Origin of the sequence: Enterobacter cloacae complex sp. S2 (assembly GCF_015159675.1) — a bacterium.
Taxonomy (GTDB): Bacteria; Pseudomonadota; Gammaproteobacteria; order Enterobacterales; family Enterobacteriaceae; genus Enterobacter; species Enterobacter intestinihominis.
This window is the reverse complement of the sequence record NZ_JADDTS010000019.1, coordinates 73,072-95,440: the sequence shown is the minus strand read 5'-3', so window position 1 is coordinate 95,440 and position 22,369 is coordinate 73,072. Positions and strand designations below refer to the sequence as shown.

26 protein-coding genes are annotated in these 22,369 nt (G+C 56.1%); 15 read left to right on the top strand and 11 right to left on the bottom strand.

The window, feature by feature from the left end; genetic code table 11:
• Positions 1–138: 138 nt before the first annotated feature.
• From IPZ49_RS10620 to mdtH, 7 genes are all read right to left on the bottom strand, one after another.
• Positions 139–252 (bottom strand): YceO family protein, encoded by a 114-nt coding sequence (locus IPZ49_RS10620; RefSeq protein WP_022647713.1) that lies wholly within the window; start codon positions 250–252, stop codon positions 139–141.
• A 50-nt stretch (positions 253–302) separates the two neighbouring features.
• Positions 303–1,421: an N-methyl-L-tryptophan oxidase gene (solA, locus tag IPZ49_RS10615; protein ID WP_063146119.1), complete on the bottom strand. Its 1,119-nt coding sequence runs from the start codon at positions 1,419–1,421 to the stop codon at positions 303–305.
• A gap of 114 nt (positions 1,422–1,535) precedes the next feature.
• On the bottom strand, positions 1,536–1,790 hold the full coding sequence (gene bssS, locus IPZ49_RS10610) for a biofilm formation regulator BssS (protein ID WP_023299782.1): 255 nt from the start codon (positions 1,788–1,790) through the stop codon (positions 1,536–1,538).
• 274 nt (positions 1,791–2,064) lie between these two features.
• Positions 2,065–2,310 carry a DNA damage-inducible protein I gene (gene dinI / locus IPZ49_RS10605; RefSeq protein WP_022647715.1) on the bottom strand — a complete coding sequence of 82 codons (246 nt, stop codon included), beginning with the start codon at positions 2,308–2,310 and terminating at the stop codon, positions 2,065–2,067.
• A 75-nt stretch (positions 2,311–2,385) separates the two neighbouring features.
• Positions 2,386–3,435, bottom strand: a complete 1,050-nt coding sequence (pyrC, locus tag IPZ49_RS10600) for a dihydroorotase (RefSeq protein ID WP_063146118.1) — start codon at positions 3,433–3,435, stop codon at positions 2,386–2,388.
• A 128-nt stretch (positions 3,436–3,563) separates the two neighbouring features.
• A complete protein-coding gene (locus tag IPZ49_RS10595) occupies positions 3,564–4,124 on the bottom strand; it encodes a lipoprotein (protein WP_022647717.1) in 561 nt (186 codons plus the stop codon).
• Positions 4,125–4,244: 120 nt separating this feature from the next.
• Complete coding sequence (gene mdtH, locus IPZ49_RS10590) at positions 4,245–5,453, bottom strand: multidrug efflux MFS transporter MdtH (RefSeq protein WP_063146117.1); 1,209 nt, start codon at positions 5,451–5,453, stop codon at positions 4,245–4,247.
• A gap of 236 nt (positions 5,454–5,689) precedes the next feature.
• Between mdtH and rimJ the strand changes: the two genes are divergently transcribed.
• The 4 genes from rimJ to murJ all read left to right on the top strand — a co-directional run bounded on the left by rimJ (position 5,690) and on the right by murJ (position 9,525).
• Positions 5,690–6,274, top strand: coding sequence for a ribosomal protein S5-alanine N-acetyltransferase (gene rimJ / locus IPZ49_RS10585; RefSeq protein ID WP_003858007.1), 585 nt, complete (start codon positions 5,690–5,692; stop codon positions 6,272–6,274).
• Between the two features lie 9 nt (positions 6,275–6,283).
• The gene (locus tag IPZ49_RS10580) at positions 6,284–6,934 is read left to right on the top strand and encodes a YceH family protein (protein WP_022647719.1); all 651 of its coding nucleotides are present in this window, start codon (positions 6,284–6,286) and stop codon (positions 6,932–6,934) included.
• Positions 6,935–6,936: 2 nt separating this feature from the next.
• Positions 6,937–7,860 (top strand): Gfo/Idh/MocA family protein, encoded by a 924-nt coding sequence (locus tag IPZ49_RS10575; protein ID WP_023305857.1) that lies wholly within the window; start codon positions 6,937–6,939, stop codon positions 7,858–7,860.
• Positions 7,861–7,989: 129 nt separating this feature from the next.
• Positions 7,990–9,525, top strand: coding sequence for a murein biosynthesis integral membrane protein MurJ (gene murJ, locus IPZ49_RS10570; protein ID WP_063146116.1), 1,536 nt, complete (start codon positions 7,990–7,992; stop codon positions 9,523–9,525).
• A 58-nt stretch (positions 9,526–9,583) separates the two neighbouring features.
• On the opposite strand, the gene flgN is transcribed toward murJ, so the two are convergent.
• The 3 genes from flgN to flgA form a co-directional block, all read right to left on the bottom strand.
• Complete coding sequence (flgN, locus tag IPZ49_RS10565; protein WP_022647721.1) at positions 9,584–10,009, bottom strand: flagella biosynthesis chaperone FlgN; 426 nt, start codon at positions 10,007–10,009, stop codon at positions 9,584–9,586.
• Positions 10,010–10,013: 4 nt separating this feature from the next.
• Positions 10,014–10,307 (bottom strand): flagellar biosynthesis anti-sigma factor FlgM, encoded by a 294-nt coding sequence (flgM, locus tag IPZ49_RS10560; RefSeq protein WP_003858002.1) that lies wholly within the window; start codon positions 10,305–10,307, stop codon positions 10,014–10,016.
• A gap of 93 nt (positions 10,308–10,400) precedes the next feature.
• Entirely contained in the window at positions 10,401–11,060 is a 660-nt protein-coding gene (gene flgA / locus IPZ49_RS10555; RefSeq protein WP_022647723.1) for a flagellar basal body P-ring formation chaperone FlgA, read from the bottom strand.
• Positions 11,061–11,217: 157 nt separating this feature from the next.
• Between flgA and flgB the strand changes: the two genes are divergently transcribed.
• The 11 genes from flgB to flgL all read left to right on the top strand — a co-directional run bounded on the left by flgB (position 11,218) and on the right by flgL (position 21,075).
• The gene (flgB, locus tag IPZ49_RS10550; RefSeq protein WP_045622629.1) at positions 11,218–11,634 is read left to right on the top strand and encodes a flagellar basal body rod protein FlgB; all 417 of its coding nucleotides are present in this window, start codon (positions 11,218–11,220) and stop codon (positions 11,632–11,634) included.
• A gap of 3 nt (positions 11,635–11,637) precedes the next feature.
• Positions 11,638–12,042 carry a flagellar basal body rod protein FlgC gene (flgC, locus tag IPZ49_RS10545; RefSeq protein WP_063146115.1) on the top strand — a complete coding sequence of 135 codons (405 nt, stop codon included), beginning with the start codon at positions 11,638–11,640 and terminating at the stop codon, positions 12,040–12,042.
• 11 nt (positions 12,043–12,053) lie between these two features.
• A complete protein-coding gene (gene flgD / locus IPZ49_RS10540; RefSeq protein WP_003857994.1) occupies positions 12,054–12,764 on the top strand; it encodes a flagellar hook assembly protein FlgD in 711 nt (236 codons plus the stop codon).
• A 26-nt stretch (positions 12,765–12,790) separates the two neighbouring features.
• Positions 12,791–13,999 (top strand): flagellar hook protein FlgE, encoded by a 1,209-nt coding sequence (gene flgE, locus IPZ49_RS10535; RefSeq protein WP_022647726.1) that lies wholly within the window; start codon positions 12,791–12,793, stop codon positions 13,997–13,999.
• 20 nt (positions 14,000–14,019) lie between these two features.
• Positions 14,020–14,775, top strand: a complete 756-nt coding sequence (locus IPZ49_RS10530) for a flagellar basal body rod protein FlgF (protein ID WP_022647727.1) — start codon at positions 14,020–14,022, stop codon at positions 14,773–14,775.
• Positions 14,776–14,786: 11 nt separating this feature from the next.
• Positions 14,787–15,569 (top strand): flagellar basal-body rod protein FlgG, encoded by a 783-nt coding sequence (flgG, locus tag IPZ49_RS10525; RefSeq protein WP_000625853.1) that lies wholly within the window; start codon positions 14,787–14,789, stop codon positions 15,567–15,569.
• A 57-nt stretch (positions 15,570–15,626) separates the two neighbouring features.
• Positions 15,627–16,325 carry a flagellar basal body L-ring protein FlgH gene (flgH, locus tag IPZ49_RS10520; RefSeq protein WP_023299788.1) on the top strand — a complete coding sequence of 233 codons (699 nt, stop codon included), beginning with the start codon at positions 15,627–15,629 and terminating at the stop codon, positions 16,323–16,325.
• A gap of 12 nt (positions 16,326–16,337) precedes the next feature.
• Positions 16,338–17,435 carry a flagellar basal body P-ring protein FlgI gene (locus IPZ49_RS10515; RefSeq protein WP_022647728.1) on the top strand — a complete coding sequence of 366 codons (1,098 nt, stop codon included), beginning with the start codon at positions 16,338–16,340 and terminating at the stop codon, positions 17,433–17,435.
• Entirely contained in the window at positions 17,436–18,389 is a 954-nt protein-coding gene (gene flgJ / locus IPZ49_RS10510) for a flagellar assembly peptidoglycan hydrolase FlgJ (protein WP_063146114.1), read from the top strand. It begins immediately after the preceding gene.
• 75 nt (positions 18,390–18,464) lie between these two features.
• Complete coding sequence (gene flgK / locus IPZ49_RS10505; RefSeq protein WP_063146113.1) at positions 18,465–20,105, top strand: flagellar hook-associated protein FlgK; 1,641 nt, start codon at positions 18,465–18,467, stop codon at positions 20,103–20,105.
• Positions 20,106–20,121: 16 nt separating this feature from the next.
• Positions 20,122–21,075 (top strand): flagellar hook-associated protein FlgL, encoded by a 954-nt coding sequence (gene flgL, locus IPZ49_RS10500; RefSeq protein ID WP_063146112.1) that lies wholly within the window; start codon positions 20,122–20,124, stop codon positions 21,073–21,075.
• 75 nt (positions 21,076–21,150) lie between these two features.
• On the opposite strand, the gene IPZ49_RS10495 is transcribed toward flgL, so the two are convergent.
• The gene (locus IPZ49_RS10495) at positions 21,151–22,362 is read right to left on the bottom strand and encodes an MFS transporter (RefSeq protein WP_063146111.1); all 1,212 of its coding nucleotides are present in this window, start codon (positions 22,360–22,362) and stop codon (positions 21,151–21,153) included.
• Positions 22,363–22,369: the final 7 nt, after the last annotated feature.

The window sequence follows — 22,369 nt, the reverse complement described above, 5'->3', positions numbered from 1 at the left end:
TTATTTTATTTCAGCGAATTTGAATGTGTTTCCGCAATGTATTTCAATCGCTTCGTTCAATAAATTTGAGATGACTTTTTATAAAAACTATAAGTTAAATAAGTTTAAAGGAGTGTCAATAAACGTCAGTGATGGTTTTCAGAAGAATACAATAAAGATGACGTCAACAATCGCCAGCAGCGACCAAAGGACAATGTAGAGCATGAAATGCTCGCGGATGTTATTGATAAGGTAATTCACCAGTCTGCGCATCATGATCCTCTCGCAAATCAGGCTCCGGTTATTCGGAGCCTGTAGCGGTATTATCGGCTAAAGCGCGAGAGCGCGAAGGGTTTGAGATCAAACGAAGGCGCAATCCCCTGAGCAAACTGGGCGGCGATTTCACCTAACACAGAGGCAAATTTAAACCCGTGACCGCTGAGCCCGGTTACGATCAGGGTGTTGTCGTGCCCAGGCAAGGTGTCGATGATGAAGTCTTCATCTGGCGTATTGTCGTAGGTGCACGCTGCGCCATAAAGCAACCCGCCTACGCCCGGCAGAATATTACGCAGGAACGTGAAGGCTTCGGAACCATCCTGCGGATAGGCTCCGTACGGCTTGCGTTCTTCCGCAGAGGAAATGACCTGTCCGCCGTTATGTTTGCCAATCTTGAGCGCGTCTTTTTCCGAGGGGAAACCGTAGTACTGGTCGCCATTAGGTAACTCGCCCGTGAACGCCGGGAATTTGTTCTGGCTGCTGTAACGCCCGTCAGACTGGAACCAGGAGAAGACTTTGCGTACCGGCTGGATGGGCAGATCCGGCAGCAGTTTCGTCACCCACGTTCCTGCACTCACCAGCAGGCGCGTGGCGGTATATTCACCTTCAGACGTGGTGACGGTTGAACCCCCGGCATGGTGGGTGATACCCGTGACCGGACAGTTAAACAACTGTGCGCAGCCCGCTTTGGCGGCGAGATCAATCCAGGTCTTAATGGCCGTTTCGCTGTGCAGTACCCCGGAATTGGCTTCAAACAATCCAATGTAGTCTTCAGGAACAGAAATTTCCGGCCAGCGCGCCATAATGCCGTTCGCATCCAGACGCTCTACGTCCAGGCGGTAGGCTTTCGCGCTCTCCTCGACCGTCGCCAGAAACGTGGAGTTGGCGGGCCCCAGATTAATAACCCCGGTGCGCTCAAAAATGCGTTCTTCGGTGAGTGCGGCCAGCTCATCCCACAGCGTCTGAGCCCGAAGCACCAGCGGTACATAGCGCTCACCTTCGCCGTAAGCGTGACGGATAAGACGGGTATCGCCGTGATGGCTTCCTTCAGAATGAGGGGGAAGGTGGGCGTCAATCATCAGCACATTCAGACCCGCCTGCGTAGCGTAATAACCGGCTGCAGATCCAACGGAGCCGCTTCCGATAATGATCAAATCGTATTTCATAGGCTTCTCTTTACTAACGCTTTGTTAGCAGAGTAATTAACTATGTGGGCTTATACAAGAGCGAAATAAATAAGGCACCGCGAGGGTGCCTGTTGAGGGAAAAGGGGCATAAGGTCAATGCCGTTTATACTCATTTTCCTGGTAGTCGCCAGATTCTATTTTTGCGATGCCTGCTTCCAAAATAGAAATAAACTGACGGGCGACGTCTGTTGTAAGCCACAGCGTCTGTCCAACTTCCGCTTCGTCACGGTTTAGCTGATTCGGGGTCTGGTAGTGCAAACGCAGCATCAGCGCATCGTAGCTGTCTACGGTGCTGATATCCCAGCCAACGAGTGGATGGGTCTGGATGACTTCATTATTCTTTTCCATTATAACCCCCTTAATGCGTGTTAGAAGACAACGACTTTGAGGTTCAATGCATGTTTTTCTGAAAGCTTTTTCAGTATATCAATTAATAAGGGTTCCGCAGGAAAAAATAAACGGGTAGCAACACATTTTTCTGCTTTTTAGGATTGTTCGAACAATAAAACGTCATCTTGTTCACGATTTTCTAAGAAGATACTGAAATATTTTGAACTTTCAGGAGACGAAACGAAAAAAAGCCGGGGCGACCCGGCAAAAAAACACAATGAGGGAGCAAATTTTAATCAGTGATAAACCAGTCGTCGGCGCTTTCCCATGTTTCCTGCAAAATTTCGCTGATGCGGTCTTTGTCTTCTTTCGCGCCGCCAATGACGGAAAGATGGTTTGCTGTCGCATAACGTACCGTTATGGCGCCATCGTTTTCAGGAAAAGTGCTGTTAATACGTCGGGATAGCTCACCCGCCAGAGCGTCGAGTGCGCCAGCAGGCAGGACGGTGGTTTTGGCAATGGTGACTTCAATACGCATAAATGCCCCCTGTGTAATATACTGTTTATTTATACAGTTATATTGGCGGTTTGACAACAGGGGGATGACAATTTTTTAGCTTTTTTTTACCGTCCAGCTTACGGTTTCACCGGCCAGGAAGGGGATCAGCGTATCGTCGGTGAGCGCAATCGACGCTTCAACCTGGCTTTCTTTGCGCTCCAGCTCAATGAACGTGTCATTAACCGGCAGACCGTAGAAACGCGGGCCGTTAAGGGAGCAGAAGGCTTCGAAATGGCCTAACGCATTCATCTCGTCAAAGACGGTTGCGTAACTTGCCAGGGCGGTCGGGGCGTTAAAGCAGCCTGCACAGCCGCAGCTCGCCTCTTTTCGGTGACGGGCATGCGGGGCGGAATCCGTGCCGAGGAACGCACGCGGGAAGCCGCTGGCGACCAGCTCACGTAGCGCCTGCTGGTGGATATTGCGCTTGAGGATCGGCAGACAATACAGATGTGGGCGAACGCCACCCACCAGCATGTGGTTACGGTTAAACATCAGGTGCTGCGGGGTGATGGTGGCGGCAATCAATTCGTTTCCATCCCGGACATACTCTGCGGCATCTTTGGTCGTAATGTGTTCAAACACTACCTTCAGCCCAGGAAGACGCTGGCGCAGCGGCTCCATGACCGTTTCGATAAAACGCGCTTCGCGATCGAAAATATCAATGTCAGCGTGGGTCACTTCCCCGTGCACCAGCAGTGGCATTCCCAGTTTTTGCATTCGCTCCAGAACGGGCATGATGGCGTCGATGCTCGTCACCCCATGGCTGGAGTTGGTGGTGGCGTTTGCCGGGTAGAGCTTCGCGGCGGTGAACACACCCTCGTTAAACCCACGCTCAACCTCATTGGGGTCCAGCGAGTCCGTCAGATAGCAGGTCATCAACGGAGTAAAATCGTGCCCGGCCGGAACGGCGTCAAGGATACGCTGGCGATAGGCGATCGCGGCCTCGACGGTGGTGACTGGCGGAACCAGGTTAGGCATAACAATCGCACGGCCATAAATTTCGCTGGTATACGGCACGACGGTTTTCAGCATGTCGCCATCACGAAGATGGATATGCCAGTCGTCTGGGCGGCGGATTTTGAGAACCTGGGATTGTACAGTCATGGAAGCTCCGGCTTGAAAGGGATCAGTCATAAGATGGCTGTTTTTGCCGGACACAAATCATAAGCGGAAACGTTTTCGTTTGCACACTATTCCGTTAAAAAAAACGGGCGCCTGAGCGCCCGGAGTATTTAGTCGGTGAAAGGAATGATGATTTCACCCGGTTTCACCTCTATCCCTTTGGCATATTTTTTCGCCAGAGATTCGCCCTTACTCTTGTCTTCGCTCAGAACGTAGGCGGGCTGCTGGTTGAAATAGTTCTGTAACGACTGGTTGAGATAAGGCATCAGCGTTTGCAGCACCGGTTTCATTTTATCCGGCGTGATGACCGCATCGACGATTTCCATCTCTTGCAGGAAAATTGCCCCTTTCTCTTTATTAAAGACCGGCAGCGCCTTGAGCTTCAGTTTGATATCCGCTTTCTGATTGCCGAAGAGCGAGGTCATGTCCAGGCTGGCATCGCCGGACAGGGTGACTTTGTTAGGCTCCTCGCGTCCAATCTGGCTGGCGAGATTCGTCAGGACGATATGTGCATCCGCAAGGCCGGGCACGCCGATATCTTTTGAAAAGTTATTATGTTTTTCCAGCGCCTGATTAATTTCCTGCTCACTGACGGTGTACTGCGTAAGCTGGTTACATCCCACCAGCAGCCCACTGACAATTAACGCAGCGGCAATAACGATCTTTTTCATGGTGTTCCTCAACATAAAATCGGCGCATCTGTCCTGATACGCCAGTATGTCAGGGTGATCCTGGAGAAACCAGCAGAAAAAACTGATAGTGAAGGGAGGTAAATATCCTCCCCCAGAAGGTCAGGCGCCAGGCTCCAGCATCCCGCGGGTGCTGCGTTTATCACTGAACTGCCACCAGAGGGCAATCAGCGTCATAAAGCCGACCATACCGAGCATGACCCACGGCAGCTCCGGCTGATGGAGCGCTTTTCCGGCATCAAACAGCCAGCCGCCACCGGTGTAACCCAGCGCGCCGCCAAGCGCCAGTCCGAGACGGCTGAAGCCCATGTAGCTGCCACGGGCCCGGGCGTCGGCAAGTGACGCGCTCAGGGTTTCACGGGCCGGCTCGGCAATGATTGAGCCAATATAGAAGGTGCAAATCAGCATAAACAGCTGCTGGAGTGAGTTCACCAGGCCGATGGGCATCATGCTCAGCGTCATCAGCAACAGCCCGGCCATCAGACGGTGCTCAAGCCGGAAACGGCGCTCGCTCCACCGGGCAATCGGATAGAGCAGAGTCAGAGAAAGGCAGGCCTCAATGGCATACATCCATTTTACCGCCGCCGGCGTGCCGGCAATATCGTTAACCATAATCGGCAGCATCAGCATGACCTGCACGGCGAGCATGTAGTAGCCGGTCAACGTTAAAACATAGGTGACGAAGCGTTTATCGCTCAGCACGCGGTCAAGCCCTTCCCGCACCGGCGCTTTTACCGTCGACAGCTTCCATGCAGGCAGAAACAGACCGTTAAACAGCGCGCAGAGAATAAACAGCACCGCGCCGGTGGCGCAGACCAGGCGGAAATCGTATTGCAGCAGCCAGCTTCCCAGCAGGGCACCCACCACCGCGCCAGCGCTGTCCTGCATCATCAAAATTGAGAAGAAACGACCCCGGTGTTGTGGGCGGATCAGCTTGACTACCAGCGCGGTACGCGGTGGGTCGAAAAGGGTGCCGCCAATCCCGGAAAGGAAACAGGAGAACCACAGCAGCCAGGGGTCATGAGCGATTGCCATCGTGGCGAATCCCGCCGCACGTAACAGCATGCCGGTGACGATCATCGGTTTCGCACCAAAGCGGTCGGCTATTGCCCCGCCAAAAACGCCAAGACCCTGTTGTACAAACTGGCGTAAGCCCAGCGCGATCCCGACCATCAGCGCCGCCCAGCCCATTTGATCGACAAAACGAATCGATATAAGTGGAAAAACGACAAAAAAGCCGAGCACGACCAGCATGTTATCGACGAGCAGGAAATATTTACCCAGGCTCCTGGCCTGTGATACGCGGGACATTTTCCCTCCAGGGAAAATAAAAGGTGAGCACGCTAATATTCTGCGGTGTCGCCGCGCTTTTTCACATACCTGCTGGCGACAATATTTTTTTATCAAAAAGGTGCTTTGATAGAGAGTTCTCATCGAAAAATGTGAAAAGCGATAAAAATGGTATGTCACTGTTTTCACAGAAGGCACAGGCGCAGGTATAGTAAAGCTAACAGGCAGAGCAGAAGCGACGGGAAGGAGTGGTATCGATGTTTGGCTATCGCAGTAATGTGCCAAAAGTGCGTCTGACGACGGACAGGCTGGTCGTTCGTCTGGTGCATGAGCGTGATGCCTGGCGTCTGGCGGATTATTACGCCGAGAATCGCCAGTTTTTAAAACCCTGGGAACCCGTTCGGGACGAGAGCCATTGCTACCCCTCTGGCTGGCAGGCGCGCCTCAGTATGATTGCGGAATTTCACAAACAGGGAAGTGCGTTTTATTTCGCGCTTCTCGATCCGGAAGAGAAAGAGATCGTTGGCATTGCCAATTTTTCAAACGTAGTACGCGGGTCGTTTCACGCCTGCTATCTCGGGTATTCCATCGGCCAGAAATGGCAGGGGCAGGGGCTCATGTTTGAGGCGCTGACGGCGGCGATTCGCTACATGCAGCGTACGCAACATATCCATCGCATTATGGCGAACTACATGCCGCACAATAAGCGCAGCGGCGATCTGCTGGCCCGCCTGGGGTTTGAGAAAGAGGGCTATGCCAAAGATTATCTGCTGATTGACGGCGAGTGGCGGGACCATGTCCTCACCGCGCTCACCACGCAGGAGTGGACCGCGGGTCGTTAAGGAGAAAAGATGAAATATCAGTTAAATGGCGCCGAAGCGCGCGTGATTGGCTGCCTGCTGGAAAAGCAGGTTACGACGCCGGAACAGTATCCTCTTTCCGTGAATGCCGTCACGATGGCCTGCAACCAAAAGACGAACCGTGAGCCGGTGATGAACCTTGGCGAGCACGAGGTGCAGGATATCCTTGATGAGCTGGTGAAGCGCCACTACCTGCGCACCGTCAGCGGCTTCGGTAATCGCGTCACTAAATATGAACAGCGCTTTTGTAATTCCGAATTTGGCGATTTAAAACTCAGCGCCGCAGAAGTGGCGGTTATCACCACGCTGCTGCTGCGCGGGGCGCAGACGCCGGGTGAACTGCGAACACGCGCCTCCCGCATGCATGAGTTTCAGGATATGCAGGACGTTGAACAGACGCTGGAGGGATTAGCCTCACGCGAGGACGGTCCTTACGTGGTGCGTCTGGCCCGCGAGCCGGGCAAGCGTGAAAGCCGCTACATGCACCTGTTTAGCGGCGACGTGGAGTCCTCTACGCTGGCCGTCGAATCCGACACGCCAGCATCAAACGACAGCCTGACCGCGCGCGTGGCAGCCCTGGAAGACGAGGTTGCCGGGCTGAAGCAGCGTCTGGATGCTTTACTCGCACACCTGGGAGATTAACCGTGACTACATTACGCATTGGAGTGGTGGGGCTGGGCGGGATTGCGCAAAAAGCATGGCTGCCCGTTTTAGGCGCCGCGTCAGACTGGACGCTGCAAGGGGCGTGGTCGCCCACCCGCGAGAAAGCAGAGCGCATCTGCAAAACCTGGCGCATCCCTTATGCTGGCTCACTCCAGGATTTAGCCCGTGAATGTGATGCGGTATTTGTGCATACCTCAACCGCGACGCACTTCCAGGTGGTGAGCGAGTTGCTGAACGCAGGCGTTCACGTCTGCGTTGATAAGCCGCTGGCGGAAAATGTGCAGGATGCTGAACGACTGATTGAGCTGGCCGCGCGTAAAAAGCTGACGCTGATGGTCGGCTTCAACCGCCGTTTTGCGCCGCTCTATCAGCAGCTTAAAGCGCAGTCCGGCTCGTTTGCCTCTCTGCGTATGGATAAGCACCGTACCGACAGCGTAGGGCCGAACGATCTGCGGTTCACGCTGCTGGATGATTATCTCCACGTCGTGGATACGGCCCTGTGGCTGAGTAACGGAAAAGCCCAGCTGCAAAGCGGCACGCTGCTGACCAACGAGCAGGGTGAAATGGTTTACGCCGAACATCATTTTGCCGTTGAGCATTTACAGGTGACGACCAGCATGCATCGTCGTGCGGGCAGCCAACGCGAGTCCGTGCAGGCCGTTACGGATGGCGCGCTGTATGACGTCACCGATATGCGAGAGTGGCGGGAAGAGAAGGGCAATGGCGTGCTCGCGTTACCCGTTCCCGGCTGGCAGAGCACCCTGGAGCAGCGTGGCTTTGTGGGCTGCGCGCGTCACTTCATTACCTGCGTGCAGAATCAGACGGTTCCTGAAACGTCCGGGGAGCAGGCCATTCTGGCGCAGCGCATCGTGGAACGACTCTGGCGCGAAGCGATGTCGGAATAACTCGCTGTAACATCTGCCGATAGTAATTCGTTGAAATCCGGTTAGACTAAGCGCCGCTTGTTGGCTTTGCCGGGTGGCGCTTTCGCTTATCCGTCCTGGAAATCCGTAGGGTTGTGGAACTTCACGTTAATGAACTTATTAAAATCGCTGGCGGCCGTCAGCTCGATGACCATGTTTTCCCGCGTGCTTGGCTTTGCTCGCGATGCCATTGTGGCAAGGGTTTTTGGCGCAGGGATGGCGACTGACGCCTTTTTCGTTGCGTTCAAGCTGCCGAACCTGCTGCGCCGTATTTTTGCCGAAGGGGCTTTCTCACAGGCATTTGTCCCGATCCTCGCGGAATATAAAAGCAAGCAGGGCGAAGATGCCACCCGCGTCTTTGTGGCTTACGTTTCCGGTTTACTGACGCTGGCGCTGGCGATCGTGACCGTACTGGGGATGCTGGCAGCGCCCTGGGTAATCATGGTAACGGCGCCGGGCTTTGCCGACACGGCGGATAAATTTGCCCTGACGACGCAACTGCTGCGGATAACCTTCCCCTATATTCTGCTGATTTCGCTGGCGTCGCTGGTGGGTGCCATCCTGAATACCTGGAACCGCTTCTCCGTGCCGGCCTTTGCCCCCACGTTCCTTAACGTCAGCATGATTGGCTTTGCGCTGTTCGCCGCGCCGCATTTTAACCCACCGGTGCTGGCGTTGGCCTGGGCCGTGACCGTCGGCGGGGTGTTACAGCTTGCTTACCAGCTTCCGCACCTGAAAAAGATCGGCATGCTGGTTCTGCCGCGCATTAATTTCAAAGATGCGGGCGCAATGCGCGTTATCAAACAGATGGGACCGGCAATACTCGGCGTGTCCGTCAGCCAGATCTCGCTCATCATCAATACCATCTTCGCCTCTTTCCTGGTGTCGGGCTCGGTGTCCTGGATGTACTACGCCGACCGGCTGATGGAGTTTCCATCCGGGGTGCTGGGCGTGGCGCTGGGGACTATTCTGCTGCCGTCGCTGTCGAAAAGTTTCGCCAGCGGCAACCACGATGAATACTGCCGCCTGATGGACTGGGGTCTGCGTCTCTGTTTTCTGCTGGCGCTGCCAAGCGCGGTGGCGCTGGGGATCCTGGCGAAACCGCTGACGGTGTCGTTGTTCCAGTATGGAAAATTCACCGCCTTTGATGCCTCCATGACCCAGCGTGCGCTCGTAGCCTACTCGGTGGGGCTGATGGGGCTGATTGTCGTGAAGGTGCTTGCGCCCGGCTTCTATTCACGTCAGGACATCAAAACGCCGGTTAAGATTGCCATTGTGACGCTGATCATGACGCAGCTGATGAACCTGGCGTTTATTGGTCCGCTGAAACACGCGGGTCTGTCACTGTCGATTGGTCTGGCGGCCTGTCTCAACGCCGGGCTGCTGTACTGGCAGCTGCGTAAGCAGGATATCTTCACCCCGCAGCCGGGCTGGGCAAGCTTCCTGCTGCGTCTGGCGATCGCGGTAGTAGTGATGGCGGCCGCGCTGGTTGGCATGTTGTATGTCATGCCTGAATGGGCGCAGGGCACCATGCCTTACCGCCTGATGCGTCTGATGGCCGTGGTGGTGGTCGGGGTGGTGGCGTACTTTGCCACGCTGGCGGTGCTTGGCTTCAAGGTGAAAGAGTTTACCCGCCGCACGGTATAAACGCCAAAAGGGGAGTCACCAGAAGGTGCTCCCCGCTTCATGACATGCCGCTAGTGCGTCAAATCGAAATCTTTTTCCCGCCCGTGATACGTGCCGTGGCCGTTTGACCATCCGCACCGTACAGCCCCGGCTCTTTATAGGGCTTTAACACCTCAAGCGCCTGCTGATTACGGATAATCTGACCTTCCAGCAGCCAGCCGTTATGCTGGTTGAGATCGCGAAGATGCTGGGTTTTTTCTGTAATGGTCTGCCAGCGTTCGTTGATCTCATCATTGGCGCTGCGTTTCGTGTCTTGCTCAGCGCGTCGCTGTTTTTCCAGATAATCCAGGGTCGCCAGCAGCGAGCTTTTATCTTCAGTAATGCGTTGCAACGCGCTGCCGTTGATTTGACCAGAAGAGAGGTGGTGCTGTTCTGCGTCCATCACCGTTTTCAGGTCGTTCAGGACCACCGTCATCTGATCCAGTATTTCTGACAGTCGACTCATACGGTTAGTTACTCTGGAGGAAACTCTGTGCGTCCTGAATCAGCGCATCAGCGATTTTGCTGGTATCCATTTTCAGTTCGCCGTTACGGATAGCCGTTTTCAGCGCTTCAACTCGTTCCATGTTGATATCGCTGCTGCCTGGCTGCATCAGCTTCGACTGCGCATCGCTCAGCGTGACGCTGGTGCTGTTAGCCGTCGAGGTTTTTTCCAGACGCGTTTTTTGCGGGGCAGCCTCATTCGTTTCGCGAGGTTGTACAGTGCTAACCGGCTTCAGGGCTGATGTACGATCAATGCTCATAGTGTTGTCCTCATCGAGGGTTCGCGGCGTTTGCGCCTGACATCATCATTTGTTGAATATTTATCGGCAGTCGCCGCGAAATCTTTAAAAAGATTACAGGTTAATCAGAATATTCCCATCAGGACCGACCGTGCCGCTGACCACCTGGCCTGAGGACATTCTGACCCGGGCATTTTGTGCTACTGCGGCATTATTCAGCGCTTTTCCTTCACTGTTGATACTAAAGCCTTCGCCATTGGCGACCACCATCACCTGTTGTCCCGCCTTCACCCGCCACGCCTGGCGCAGCATAGAGAGCTGTATCGCCTGTCCAGGGGCGACATCGCGCAGGCTGACTGCCTCCTGAGCCTGGTTAATATCCAGCATCGTCCGCGGTGGAAGCTGATCCAGACGGCCTCGCTTCAGCGTTACGCTGTCTGGTTGCAGCAGGCTGCCCCGGGGAATGGGAACGGCGGCGACAACATAATTGCCTGTCGCCTGAACCGCAACCTGTAAATAACGTTTTTCGTTGGCGCAACGCGCCAGCACATTCACGTTGCCCCATAATCGGGTGCTGCCGGTCACGCTAAATGACGGGGCTTCGCAGGAAGGGTAAAGGTTAGGCGGGGTGCGTACGGTCACGCGTACGTCATCGCTGAAACCGGCCAGCTTCTGCGCAAAGAATGCATTGAGCTGGTTCTCTAACCCCTCAGCCTGCACAAGAGGGCTCAAAAGCAGCAGGGTCGCCGCAAGGCCACGTTTAAAAGTCCGCATCGCACGTTCCACCATGTCCAGAATTAAGCAAATTCTACCCGCAGTGGTTTTCCATCAACGCAACAAATAGCGACGCATTTTGCGCTTATTCCGTCGATAGGGGAGACGGGGTGAGATTTAAGCTGTGAACTGAAATTTTCTCATCAGCGGAGGAGACATGCTCGATAAACTCGACGCCGCGTTACGTTTTCAGCAGGAAGCGCTCAACTTACGCGCCCAGCGGCAGGAAATTTTAGCCGCCAATATCGCCAACGCGGACACCCCCGGGTATCAGGCGCGCGATATTGATTTTTCCAGTGAACTCAAAAAAGTGATGGAGCGTGGACGTGCCGAAGGGACGGGTGTCTCACTTGCCCTGACATCCTCACGGCATATTCCCGCTCAGGCGATGACCGCGCCAACAACTGACTTACTTTATCGTGTCCCCGATCAGCCCTCGCTTGACGGCAATACCGTCGACATGGACCGGGAGCGCACACAGTTTGCCGATAACAGCCTGCAATACCAGACAGGCCTGACGCTACTCGGCGGGCAAATCAAAGGCATGATGACCGTCCTGCAGGGGGGCAATTAGTAAATGGCCTTGCTGAATATTTTTGATATCGCCGGTTCGGCATTAACGGCGCAGTCCAAACGACTGAGCGTGGCAGCCAGTAACCTGGCCAACGCCGACAGCGTGACAGGACCTGACGGACAACCGTATCGCGCTAAACAGGTCGTCTTCCAGGTTGATGCTGCACCGGGTGCGGCAACGGGCGGCGTGAAAGTGGCGGACGTGGTTGAGAGCCAGGCGCCCGACAAGCTGGTTTACGAGCCAGGCAACCCGCTCGCGGATGCCAGCGGCTACGTGAAAATGCCGAACGTGGATGTGGTCGGGGAGATGGTGAACTCCATGTCCGCGTCACGCAGCTACCAGGCAAACGTCGAAGTGCTTAATACCGTGAAGAGCATGATGCTCAAAACACTCACTCTCGGCCAGTAAAGGAGACACGCATGTCCATCGCCGTAAACGTGAATGACCCGACAAATACCGGCGTCAACAGCACCAGTAGTGCAACCGGTTCCAGCTCCCTCACCGGGAGCAATGCCTCCGATTTACAGAGCAGCTTTCTGACCCTGCTGGTGGCACAGCTGAAAAATCAGGACCCGACCAATCCGATGCAGAATAACGAACTGACCACGCAGCTTGCGCAGATCAGTACCGTCAGCGGCATTGAGAAACTGAACACCACGCTCGGCTCGGTCTCCGGTCAAATCGATAACAGCCAGTCCTTGCAGGCCGCCAACCTGATCGGTCACGGGGTGATGATCCCGGGGACCACGATTCTGGCGGGCACCAGCACCACCGATGGCACGTCCACCACCACCACGACGCCGTTTGGCGTTGAGTTGCAGCAGCCAGCCGACAAAGTCACCGCCACCATCAAAGACGCCAGCGGCAACGTGGTGCGCACGATTGAGATTGGCGAGCTTAAAGCGGGCGTTCATACCTTTACCTGGGATGGCAGCCTGACCGACGGCACTAAAGCGCCTAACGGCTCGTATCAGGTTGCGATTAGCGCCAGCAACGGCACCACGCAGCTGGTGGCTCAGCCGCTACAGTTTGCCCTGGTTCAGGGCGTCATCAAAGGTAGCGATGGCAACAAACTGGATTTGGGTACCTCCGGTACCACCACACTCGACGAAGTTCGGCAGATTATCTAAGCCTTCATACTTATCAGGAGTAAGTCATGGCCTTTTCTCAAGCGGTCAGCGGCCTGAATGCTGCGGCCACCAACCTGGACGTCATTGGCAACAACATCGCCAACTCCGCGACCTATGGTTTTAAATCCGGTTCTGCGTCTTTTGCAGATATGTTTGCAGGCTCTAAAGTGGGCCTGGGCGTGAAGGTTGCGGGTATCACCCAGGACTTCACTGACGGGACGACCACCAACACCGGTCGTGGTCTGGATGTCGCCATCAGCCAGAACGGTTTCTTCCGTATGGTGGATGCCAACGGTTCCGTGTTCTACAGCCGCAACGGCCAGTTTAAGCTGGATGAAAACCGTAACCTGGTGAACATGCAGGGGCTACAGTTAACCGGTTATCCGGTTGCCGGCACGCCGCCGACGGTGCAAACCGGTGCGAATCCGCAGGCGATCACCATCCCAACGACACTGATGGCGGCGAAGTCCACCACCACGGCCTCTCAGCAGATCAACCTGAACTCCACCGATACCGCGCCAACCGTCGCATTCGACCCGGCCAACCCTGACTCTTACAACAAGAAAGGCACCGTGACGGTGTTTGACAGCCAGGGTAATGCGCACAACATGAACCTGTTCTATGTCAAAGACGCTACTCCAGCTAACTCCTGGAAGGTGTATTCGCAGGACGGCAGCGTAGCGGGAGATGCAGCGAAACTGGCAACCACATTGGTCTTTAATGAGAGCGGTGTGTTGACCGGCGGTGGGGAAGTCGATATCAAGACCGGGGAGATCACTGGTGCAACGGCGGCAACCTTCAAAATGAGTTTCGCGAACTCCATGCAGCAGAACACCGGTGCGAACAACATCGTGGCGACGAGCCAGAACGGCTATAAGCCGGGCGATCTGGTGAGCTACCAGATCAACGATGACGGCACCGTTGTCGGTAACTACTCCAACGAACAGACCCAGGTGCTGGGCCAGATCGTGCTGGCAAACTTTGCCAACAACGAAGGCCTGAAGTCCGAAGGGGATAACGTCTGGTCTGCCACGCAGTCTTCCGGTGTTGCCCTGTTGGGTACCGCGGGTTCCGGTAACTTCGGCACGCTGACCAACGGCGCGCTGGAAGCCTCCAACGTCGATCTGAGTAAAGAGCTGGTGAACATGATTGTCGCGCAACGTAACTACCAGTCCAACGCGCAGACCATCAAAACCCAGGATCAGATCCTCAACACGCTGGTTAACCTGCGTTAAGCGGCTGACGGGAAAGCGCAATGGATCACGCAATATATACAGCGATGGGGGCTGCAAGCCAGACGCTCAATCAGCAGGCTGTTACCGCCAGCAACCTGGCGAACGCCTCCACGCCTGGTTTTCGTGCACAGCTCAACGCGCTGCGTGCGGTGCCGGTAGAAGGGCTGTCATTGCCCACGCGTACGCTGGTCACCGCCTCCACGCCGGGCGCCGACATGACGCCAGGCCAGATGGATTACACCGCGCGTCCGCTGGACGTTGCCCTTCAGCAGGACGGCTGGCTGGCGGTGCAAACGGCTGACGGCGCAGAAGGGTATACCCGCAACGGTAACATTCAGGTGAGCGCCACCGGACAGTTGACGATTCAGGGGCATCCGGTGATGGGCGAAGCCGGTCCGCTGACGGTGCCGGAAGGGTCAGAGCTGACCATTGCGGCAGACGGGACGATCTCGGCGTTGAATCCGGGCGACCCGGCGAACACCGTTGCGCCTGTCGGTCGTCTGAAGCTGGTGAAAGCGGAAGGCAACGAAGTGCAGCGTGGTGATGACGGGATGTTCCGTCTGACCCAGGCGGCGCAGGCCACGCGTGGCGCCACGTTACAGGCCGACCCGACCATCCGCGTGATGTCCGGCGTGCTGGAAGGCAGTAACGTCAAACCGGTCGAAGCCATGACCGACATGATCGCCAGCGCCCGCCGCTTCGAAATGCAGATGAAAATCATCAGCAGCGTCGATGAAAACGCAGGCAAGGCTAACCAACTTCTGGCTATGAGTTAACAGGACTCCCTATGATCAGTTCTTTATGGATCGCGAAAACCGGTCTGGACGCACAGCAAACCAATATGGATGTAATTGCCAACAACCTGGCAAACGTCAGCACCAATGGTTTCAAGCGCCAGCGTGCGGTTTTCGAAGATTTGCTTTATCAAACGATTCGTCAGCCAGGGGCGCAGTCTTCTGAGCAAACCACGCTGCCGTCCGGTCTGCAAATTGGTACCGGCGTACGCCCGGTCGCCACCGAGCGTCTGCACAGCCAGGGCAACTTGTCCCAGACCAACAACAGCAAAGACGTTGCCATCAAAGGTCAGGGTTTCTTCCAGGTGCAACTGCCTGACGGGACCTCCGCCTATACCCGCGATGGTTCGTTCCAGGTGGATCAGAATGGTCAGCTGGTGACGGCGGGCGGCTTCCAGGTTCAGCCTGCGATCACCATCCCGGCGAACGCGCTGAGCATCACCATTGGCCGTGACGGTATCGTCAGCGTCACTCAGCAAGGTCAGGCCGCGCCGGTTCAGGTTGGTCAGCTCAACCTGACGACCTTCATGAACGATACCGGACTGGAAAGCATCGGTGAGAACCTCTACACCGAAACGCAGTCTTCCGGCACGCCAAATGAAAGTACCCCCGGCCTGAACGGTGCGGGGCTGCTGTACCAGGGGTATGTGGAAACCTCGAACGTTAACGTGGCGGAAGAACTGGTGAATATGATCCAGGTCCAGCGCGCCTATGAAATTAACAGTAAAGCAGTGTCGACGACCGACCAGATGCTGCAAAAACTGACGCAACTCTAAGGTGTAGCCCGGTGCGGTAAACGTCGCACCGGCTCCCTGTTTTCGAAGATGAAGGCAATGCAAAAAAACGCGGCGTTTCGTTATCCGATCCTGACTGTTCTGGCTGTCACCCTCAGCGGGTGTGCCTGGATCCCGTCTAAACCATTGGTACAGGGTGCGACTACCGCCCAACCCGTTCCCGGCCCTTCGCCGGTGGTGAACGGCTCTATTTTCCAGACCGCGCAGCCGATTAACTACGGTTATCAGCCGCTGTTTGAAGACCGTCGTCCGCGTAACGTCGGCGATACGCTGACCATTGTGTTGCAGGAAAACGTCAGCGCGAGCAAGAGCTCGTCGGCGAACGCCAGCCGCGACGGCAAAACCAATTTTGGCTTCGACACCGTACCGCGCTATCTGCAAGGGCTGTTCGGCAACGCCCGTGCGGATGTGGAAGCCTCCGGCGGCAACACCTTTAACGGTAAAGGTGGCGCGAACGCCAGCAATACCTTCAGCGGAACGCTGACGGTAACGGTTGACCAGGTTCTGGTGAACGGCAACCTGCACGTGGTGGGCGAAAAACAGATCGCCATTAACCAGGGTACGGAATTCATTCGCTTCTCCGGTGTGGTTAACCCTCGCACCATCAGCGGCACCAACACCGTACCGTCCACACAGGTGGCGGATGCGCGCATTGAGTACGTCGGCAACGGCTACATCAACGAAGCGCAAAATATGGGCTGGCTGCAACGCTTCTTCCTTAACTTATCGCCGATGTAAGCGAGGTGACCTATGTATAAATTTCTCTTCGCCGTGGCGCTGTCGCTGGTCGCTACCGTTGCGCAGGCCGATCGCATTCGCGATCTCACCAGCGTGCAGGGCGTGCGCGAAAACTCCCTGATTGGCTACGGCCTGGTGGTGGGGCTGGATGGGACGGGTGACCAGACGACCCAGACGCCGTTCACCACCCAGAGCCTGAACAACATGCTCTCTCAGCTCGGTATTACCGTACCGGCGGGGACCAACATGCAGCTGAAAAACGTGGCGGCGGTGATGGTGACCGCGTCTTATCCGGCCTTTGCGCGTCAGGGGCAAACCATCGACGTGGTTGTCTCGTCGATGGGTAACGCCAAAAGCCTGCGCGGCGGTACGTTGTTGATGACGCCGCTGAAAGGCGTCGACAGCCAGGTGTATGCTCTGGCGCAGGGCAACATTCTGGTTGGCGGGGCAGGTGCGTCGGCGGGCGGCAGCAGCGTGCAGGTGAACCAGCTGAACGGGGGACGTATTACCAACGGCGCGATCATCGAACGTGAGCTGCCGACCCAGTTCGGCACCGGCAACACCATTAACCTGCAACTGAATAACGAAGACTTCACGATGGCGCAGCAGATTGCTGACACCATCAACCGCAGCCGGGGTTACGGCAGTGCCACCGCGCTGGATGCCCGCACCGTGCAGATCCGCACGTCAACCGGTAGCAGCAACCAGGTGCGGATGCTGGCCGATATCCAGAATATGGAAGTGAACGTGTCGGTGCAGGATGCAAAAGTCATTATCAACTCCCGTACCGGATCGGTGGTGATGAACCGCGAAGTGACGCTGGACAGCTGCGCCGTGGCTCAGGGCAATCTCTCCGTCACGGTTAACCGCTCGGCCAACGTCAGCCAGCCGGATACCCCGTTTGGTGGCGGTCAGACGGTAGTGACCCCGCAAACGCAGATTGATTTACGACAGAGCGGCGGATCGTTGCAGAGCGTGCGCTCCAGCGCCAACCTGAACAGCGTGGTGCGTGCCCTGAACGCGCTGGGTGCAACGCCAATGGATCTGATGTCCATTCTGCAATCCATGCAAAGTGCAGGCTGCCTGCGCGCTAAACTGGAAATCATCTAAATGCTGACCGATAGCAAACTGTTGACCAGTGCCGCCTGGGATGCCCAGTCGCTCAACGAGCTGAAAACCAAAGCGGGCAATGATCCGGCGGCGAATATCCGCCCGGTTGCCCGTCAGGTGGAAGGCATGTTCGTGCAGATGATGTTGAAAAGCATGCGTGAAACCCTGCCGAAAGATGGCATGTTCAGCAGCGATTCCACACGGCTTTACACCAGCATGTACGATCAGCAGATTGCCCAGCAAATGACCGCCGGAAAGGGGCTCGGCCTGGCGGACATGATTGTGAAACAGACCGCAGCCGCTCAGGGGCTGCCACCTGAAGAGGCTCCGCCGCAGGTGCCGCTGAAGTTTGATCTGGAAAAGGTGACCAGTTATCAAAATCAGGCGCTGACCCAGATGGTGCGTAAGGCGATGCCGAAGCCGACAGAAGCGCGTGACGAGCCGCTCTCCGGCGACAGCAAAGACTTCCTGGCGCAGCTCTCCCTGCCGGCACGTCTTGCCAGTGAAGAAAGCGGCGTGCCACACCATCTGATTCTGGCGCAGGCGGCGCTGGAGTCGGGCTGGGGGCAACGTCAGATCCGCAGGGAGAACGGCGAGCCGAGCTTCAACATCTTTGGCGTGAAGGCCACCTCCAGCTGGAAGGGGCCGACCACGGAAATTACCACCACCGAATATGAGAACGGTGCGGCAGTGAAGGTGAAAGCCAAATTCCGCGTCTACAGCTCGTATCTGGAAGCGTTGTCGGATTATGTCGGGCTGTTGAGCCGGAATCCGCGCTACACCGCCGTGACCCAGGCCACCACGCCAGAGCAGGGCGCTCAGGCATTGCAGAATGCCGGCTACGCGACCGATCCAAACTATGCACGCAAGCTGACCAGCATGATCCAGCAGCTGAAATCCATGTCTGAGAAGGTCAGCAAAGCGTATAGCACAGATCTCGAAAATCTGTTCTGAAAGTTCTCAAGTCCCGGTGGAGGTTGCCGATAACCTTCATCAGGACTCGTGTCTGAACGTATAAAAGGAACCCCCATGTCCAGTTTGATTAACAGCGCCATGAGTGGCCTCAGTGCTGCGCAGTCGGCACTCAATACCGTCAGTAATAATATTTCAAGCTACAACGTGGCAGGTTATACCCGCCAGACTACCATTCTGGGCGCATCAAACAGCACCCTGACCGGCGGCGGCTGGGTGGGTAACGGGGTCTATGTCTCCGGCGTTCAGCGTGAATATGATGCGTTTATTACCAACCAGCTGCGCGCGGCGCAGAACCAGAGCAGCGGCCTGACCACGCGCTACCAGCAGATGTCGAAAATTGACGACGTGCTGTCGGATACCACGAACTCGCTTTCTGCCAACCTCCAGGATTTCTTTAAAAGCCTGCAAACGCTGGTGAGTAACGCAGAAGATCCGGCTGCACGCCAGACGGTACTCGGGAAGGCAGATGGTCTGGTAAACCAGTTCAAAACTAACGATCAATATCTCCGCGATCAGGATGCGCAGGTCAATACGGCGATTTCTACCAGCGTCGATCAGATCAATAACTATGCGAAGCAGATTGCCAACCTTAACGATCAGATTTCCCGGCTGACTGGCGTAGGGGCGGGCGCATCCCCGAACGAACTGCTCGATCAGCGCGATCAGCTGGTGAGTGAGCTGAACAAAATTGTCGGTGTGGACGTGACCGTACAGGACAGCGGCACCTACAACATCTCTATCGCCAACGGCTACACCCTGGTACAGGGCAGCAACGCCAGCCAGTTGGCTGCGGTGAAATCCAGCGCGGACCCTGCACGTACAACGATTGCGTATGTGGATGCCGCAGCAGGCAACGTGGAGATCTCAGAAAAACAGATCACCACGGGGTCGCTTGGGGGGCTGTTAACGTTCCGTTCTCAGGATCTGGATCAGGCGCGAAATACGCTTAACCAGATGGCGCTGGCGTTTGCGGATGCCATGAATACCCAGCACCAGGCGGGCTTTGATGCCAACGGGGACCCAGGCGGCAAGCTGTTTGATTTTGGCTCCCCGGCAGTGCTGAGTAACGGTAAGAACACCGGAAGCGCGTCCGTGACGGCAACGATGACGGACAGTACCAAGGTCCAGGCGACAAACTACAAAGTTGAGTATAACGGTACTGACTGGACCATCACCCGTCTGTCAGACAACACCAGCTTCACGGCTATGCCGGATACCAGCGGTAATCTGTCGTTTGATGGCCTCAACGTCAACATTAGCGGCTCGGCCAATAATAAAGACAGCTTTATCGTGAAGCCGGTGAATGACGTTATCGTGAATATGGACGTTGCGATCAGCGACGAATCCAAACTGGCGATGGCTTCCGCGCAAGGAAGCGGAGAAAGCGACAATACCAATGGCCAAAAGCTGCTGGATTTGCAGAGCGCCAAGCTGGTGGGGGGGAACAAAACCTTTAACGATGCTTATGCCGCGCTGGTCAGTACGGTGGGCAGCACCACGGCGTCGCTGAAAACCAGCAGCGAAACCAAAGTTAACGTTGTTACGCAGCTGACCAAACAACAGCAGTCAATCTCCGGGGTTAACCTGGATGAAGAGTATGGCAACCTGCAACGCTATCAGCAGTACTATCTGGCGAATGCGCAGGTGCTGCAAACGGCGAGCACGCTGTTTGATGCATTGATCAATATCCGCTAAGGCTGAGGCATAAAAAATGCGTATTAGTACTCAAATGATGTATGAGCAAAGCATGCGCGGCGTGACGAACTCCCAAAGCCTCTGGCTCAGCTACGGCGAGCAGATGTCTACGGGGAAGCGTATCAACCGTCCGTCTGACGATCCGATTGCCGCTTCGCAGGCCGTTGTGCTCTCTCAGGCCCAAACGCAAAATAGCCAGTATGCGCTGGCGCGCTCCTTCGCTACGACGAAAGTCTCGCTGGAAGAAAACGTGTTATCGCAAGTGACAACCGCTATCCAGGCTGCTCAGGAAAAGATTGTCAATGCGGGCAACGGTACGTTAAGTGACGATGACCGCGCTTCGCTGGCAACGAACCTGCAAGGTATTCGCGATCAGCTCATGAACCTGGCTAACAGCACGGACGGTAACGGTCGCTATATTTTTTCCGGTTACAAAACCGAAGCGGCGGCTTTCGACCAGGCTACGGGTGATTATAAGGGCGGCGGAACGCCAATCAGCCAGCAGGTTGACTCTGCGCGCACGATGCAAATCAGCCATACGGGCACTGAAGTTTTCGATAGCTTCACCAGCAATGCGAAGCCAGAGCCAGATGGTAGTACGCCGGAAACGAATTTGTTCAAGATCCTCGACTCCGCAATTGAAGCGCTGAATAAGCCGATTGGCGATGACGAAACGAAGGCTGAAGCATTTACGGCGGCTATTGATAAAGCCAACCGTGGCCTGAGCAACTCCCTCAACAACGTGCTGACCGTGCGCGCCGACCTCGGCATCAAGCTGGATGAGCTGGGCAAGCTGGACGCTCTGGGTGAAGACCGCGCGCTGGGTCAGACGCAGCAGATGAGTAACCTGGTTGACGTGGACTGGAACTCGGTGATTTCGTCCTACACCATGCAGCAGGCGGCGTTGCAGGCCTCGTATAAAGCCTTTAGCGATATGCAGGGTATGTCTTTGTTCCAGATGAACAAATAAGACTCTGACCTGTTTGACATGTCTTGAAACTGGGCATGTTTTGACTGCCCAACCCGTCCGGGTTGGGCATTTTTTTTACACACGTTCTGCCTGTGCGGACACCACCCGGGCGCTTTCAATCACTCTGATAGCCAGCGCAATGGCACCACACAGGGTTGCCAGAGCCACCACGCCAGACCAGCCTGCCAGCGTATAGATATTGCTGCCTAATGCCGAACCCAGCGCCATTCCGATGAAAATGACGGTAAACAGCAGGGCGTTCAGGCGTCCGCGGGCCTGCGGCTCAAGGCTGTAGACCAGGTTCTGGTGCGCCACGAGGCTGGACTGCAAACCGAGATCAAAACCGACCGCGGAGAGGGCAATCAGGAGCAACTGGCCGTGTACACCCAGGGCTGGCATCAGGAACATCAGGGCAAACGAGAGGGTCACCAGCGCGGCACCCAGTTGGGTCACTTTACCGGCGCCCAGCTTATCGGCCAGACCGCCTGCCAGCGGTGCGGCCAGCGCGCCTGCGGCTCCGGCAATACCAAAACCACCCGCCACGGCGCTGCCAAGGTGATACCGTTCCAGCAGCATGACCGCCAGCGTCGACCAGAATGCACTAAAGGCAATCGACAGAAAACCCTGAGCCAGCGCAGCCCGACGCAGCTCCGGGTAGCGACGCCAGAGGTGTTCCATGGAGCGCATCAGTGCCGGGTAGCTCAGCGTGGAATGAACGGCGAAGCGGGGAAGTACGGCCCACATCACCACGCCGATAAAGGCAATGCTTGCGGCGGCCAGCTGATACATCACTCGCCAGCCAAAGGCTTCACCCACCACGCCGCTCACGGTTCTGGAGAGCAAAATCCCCAGCAGCAGGCCGGTCATCACCGTGCCGACCGTTTTTCCCTGTTTGCCTTCCGGCGCGAGGATCGCTGCGGCCGGGACAATATCCTGCGCCATGGTGGCGGCCATGCCAATCAGCAGGCTGGTGAGCAGCAGGGAATGCAGTTGTCCAGTCAGGCTACAACCCAGCAGGAACAGCGCCAGAGCTGCACTTTTTATCAGGATCAACGTTCTGCGGTCATAACGATCGCCGAGCGGGAGCAGAAACAGGATGCCTAAGGCATAACCCGCCTGGGTGAGCGTCGGGACCATGCCCATGCCTTCGATGCTCAGGTGCAGGTCTGAGCCCATCAGCGGCAGCAGAGGCTGGGCATAATAGATGGATGCCACGCTGAAGCCCGCACCGAGCGCCAGCATTAAGATTACCCAGCGGCTTACGGCCCGGGTGGCGGTTGTGTTCATAAGATGT

Coding starts and splice junctions, on each gene's coding strand:
- IPZ49_RS10620 (WP_022647713.1), bottom strand. CDS start 252: ATGCGCAGACTGGTGAATTACCTTATCAATAACATCCGCGAGCATTTC.
- solA (WP_063146119.1), bottom strand. CDS start 1,421: ATGAAATACGATTTGATCATTATCGGAAGCGGCTCCGTTGGATCTGCA.
- bssS (WP_023299782.1), bottom strand. CDS start 1,790: ATGGAAAAGAATAATGAAGTCATCCAGACCCATCCACTCGTTGGCTGG.
- dinI (WP_022647715.1), bottom strand. CDS start 2,310: ATGCGTATTGAAGTCACCATTGCCAAAACCACCGTCCTGCCTGCTGGC.
- pyrC (WP_063146118.1), bottom strand. CDS start 3,435: ATGACTGTACAATCCCAGGTTCTCAAAATCCGCCGCCCAGACGACTGG.
- IPZ49_RS10595 (WP_022647717.1), bottom strand. CDS start 4,124: ATGAAAAAGATCGTTATTGCCGCTGCGTTAATTGTCAGTGGGCTGCTG.
- mdtH (WP_063146117.1), bottom strand. CDS start 5,453: ATGTCCCGCGTATCACAGGCCAGGAGCCTGGGTAAATATTTCCTGCTC.
- rimJ (WP_003858007.1), top strand. CDS start 5,690: ATGTTTGGCTATCGCAGTAATGTGCCAAAAGTGCGTCTGACGACGGAC.
- IPZ49_RS10580 (WP_022647719.1), top strand. CDS start 6,284: ATGAAATATCAGTTAAATGGCGCCGAAGCGCGCGTGATTGGCTGCCTG.
- murJ (WP_063146116.1), top strand. CDS start 7,990: ATGAACTTATTAAAATCGCTGGCGGCCGTCAGCTCGATGACCATGTTT.
- flgN (WP_022647721.1), bottom strand. CDS start 10,009: ATGAGTCGACTGTCAGAAATACTGGATCAGATGACGGTGGTCCTGAAC.
- flgM (WP_003858002.1), bottom strand. CDS start 10,307: ATGAGCATTGATCGTACATCAGCCCTGAAGCCGGTTAGCACTGTACAA.
- flgA (WP_022647723.1), bottom strand. CDS start 11,060: ATGCGGACTTTTAAACGTGGCCTTGCGGCGACCCTGCTGCTTTTGAGC.
- flgB (WP_045622629.1), top strand. CDS start 11,218: ATGCTCGATAAACTCGACGCCGCGTTACGTTTTCAGCAGGAAGCGCTC.
- flgC (WP_063146115.1), top strand. CDS start 11,638: ATGGCCTTGCTGAATATTTTTGATATCGCCGGTTCGGCATTAACGGCG.
- flgD (WP_003857994.1), top strand. CDS start 12,054: ATGTCCATCGCCGTAAACGTGAATGACCCGACAAATACCGGCGTCAAC.
- flgE (WP_022647726.1), top strand. CDS start 12,791: ATGGCCTTTTCTCAAGCGGTCAGCGGCCTGAATGCTGCGGCCACCAAC.
- IPZ49_RS10530 (WP_022647727.1), top strand. CDS start 14,020: ATGGATCACGCAATATATACAGCGATGGGGGCTGCAAGCCAGACGCTC.
- flgG (WP_000625853.1), top strand. CDS start 14,787: ATGATCAGTTCTTTATGGATCGCGAAAACCGGTCTGGACGCACAGCAA.
- flgH (WP_023299788.1), top strand. CDS start 15,627: ATGCAAAAAAACGCGGCGTTTCGTTATCCGATCCTGACTGTTCTGGCT.
- IPZ49_RS10515 (WP_022647728.1), top strand. CDS start 16,338: ATGTATAAATTTCTCTTCGCCGTGGCGCTGTCGCTGGTCGCTACCGTT.
- flgJ (WP_063146114.1), top strand. CDS start 17,436: ATGCTGACCGATAGCAAACTGTTGACCAGTGCCGCCTGGGATGCCCAG.
- flgK (WP_063146113.1), top strand. CDS start 18,465: ATGTCCAGTTTGATTAACAGCGCCATGAGTGGCCTCAGTGCTGCGCAG.
- flgL (WP_063146112.1), top strand. CDS start 20,122: ATGCGTATTAGTACTCAAATGATGTATGAGCAAAGCATGCGCGGCGTG.
- IPZ49_RS10495 (WP_063146111.1), bottom strand. CDS start 22,362: ATGAACACAACCGCCACCCGGGCCGTAAGCCGCTGGGTAATCTTAATG.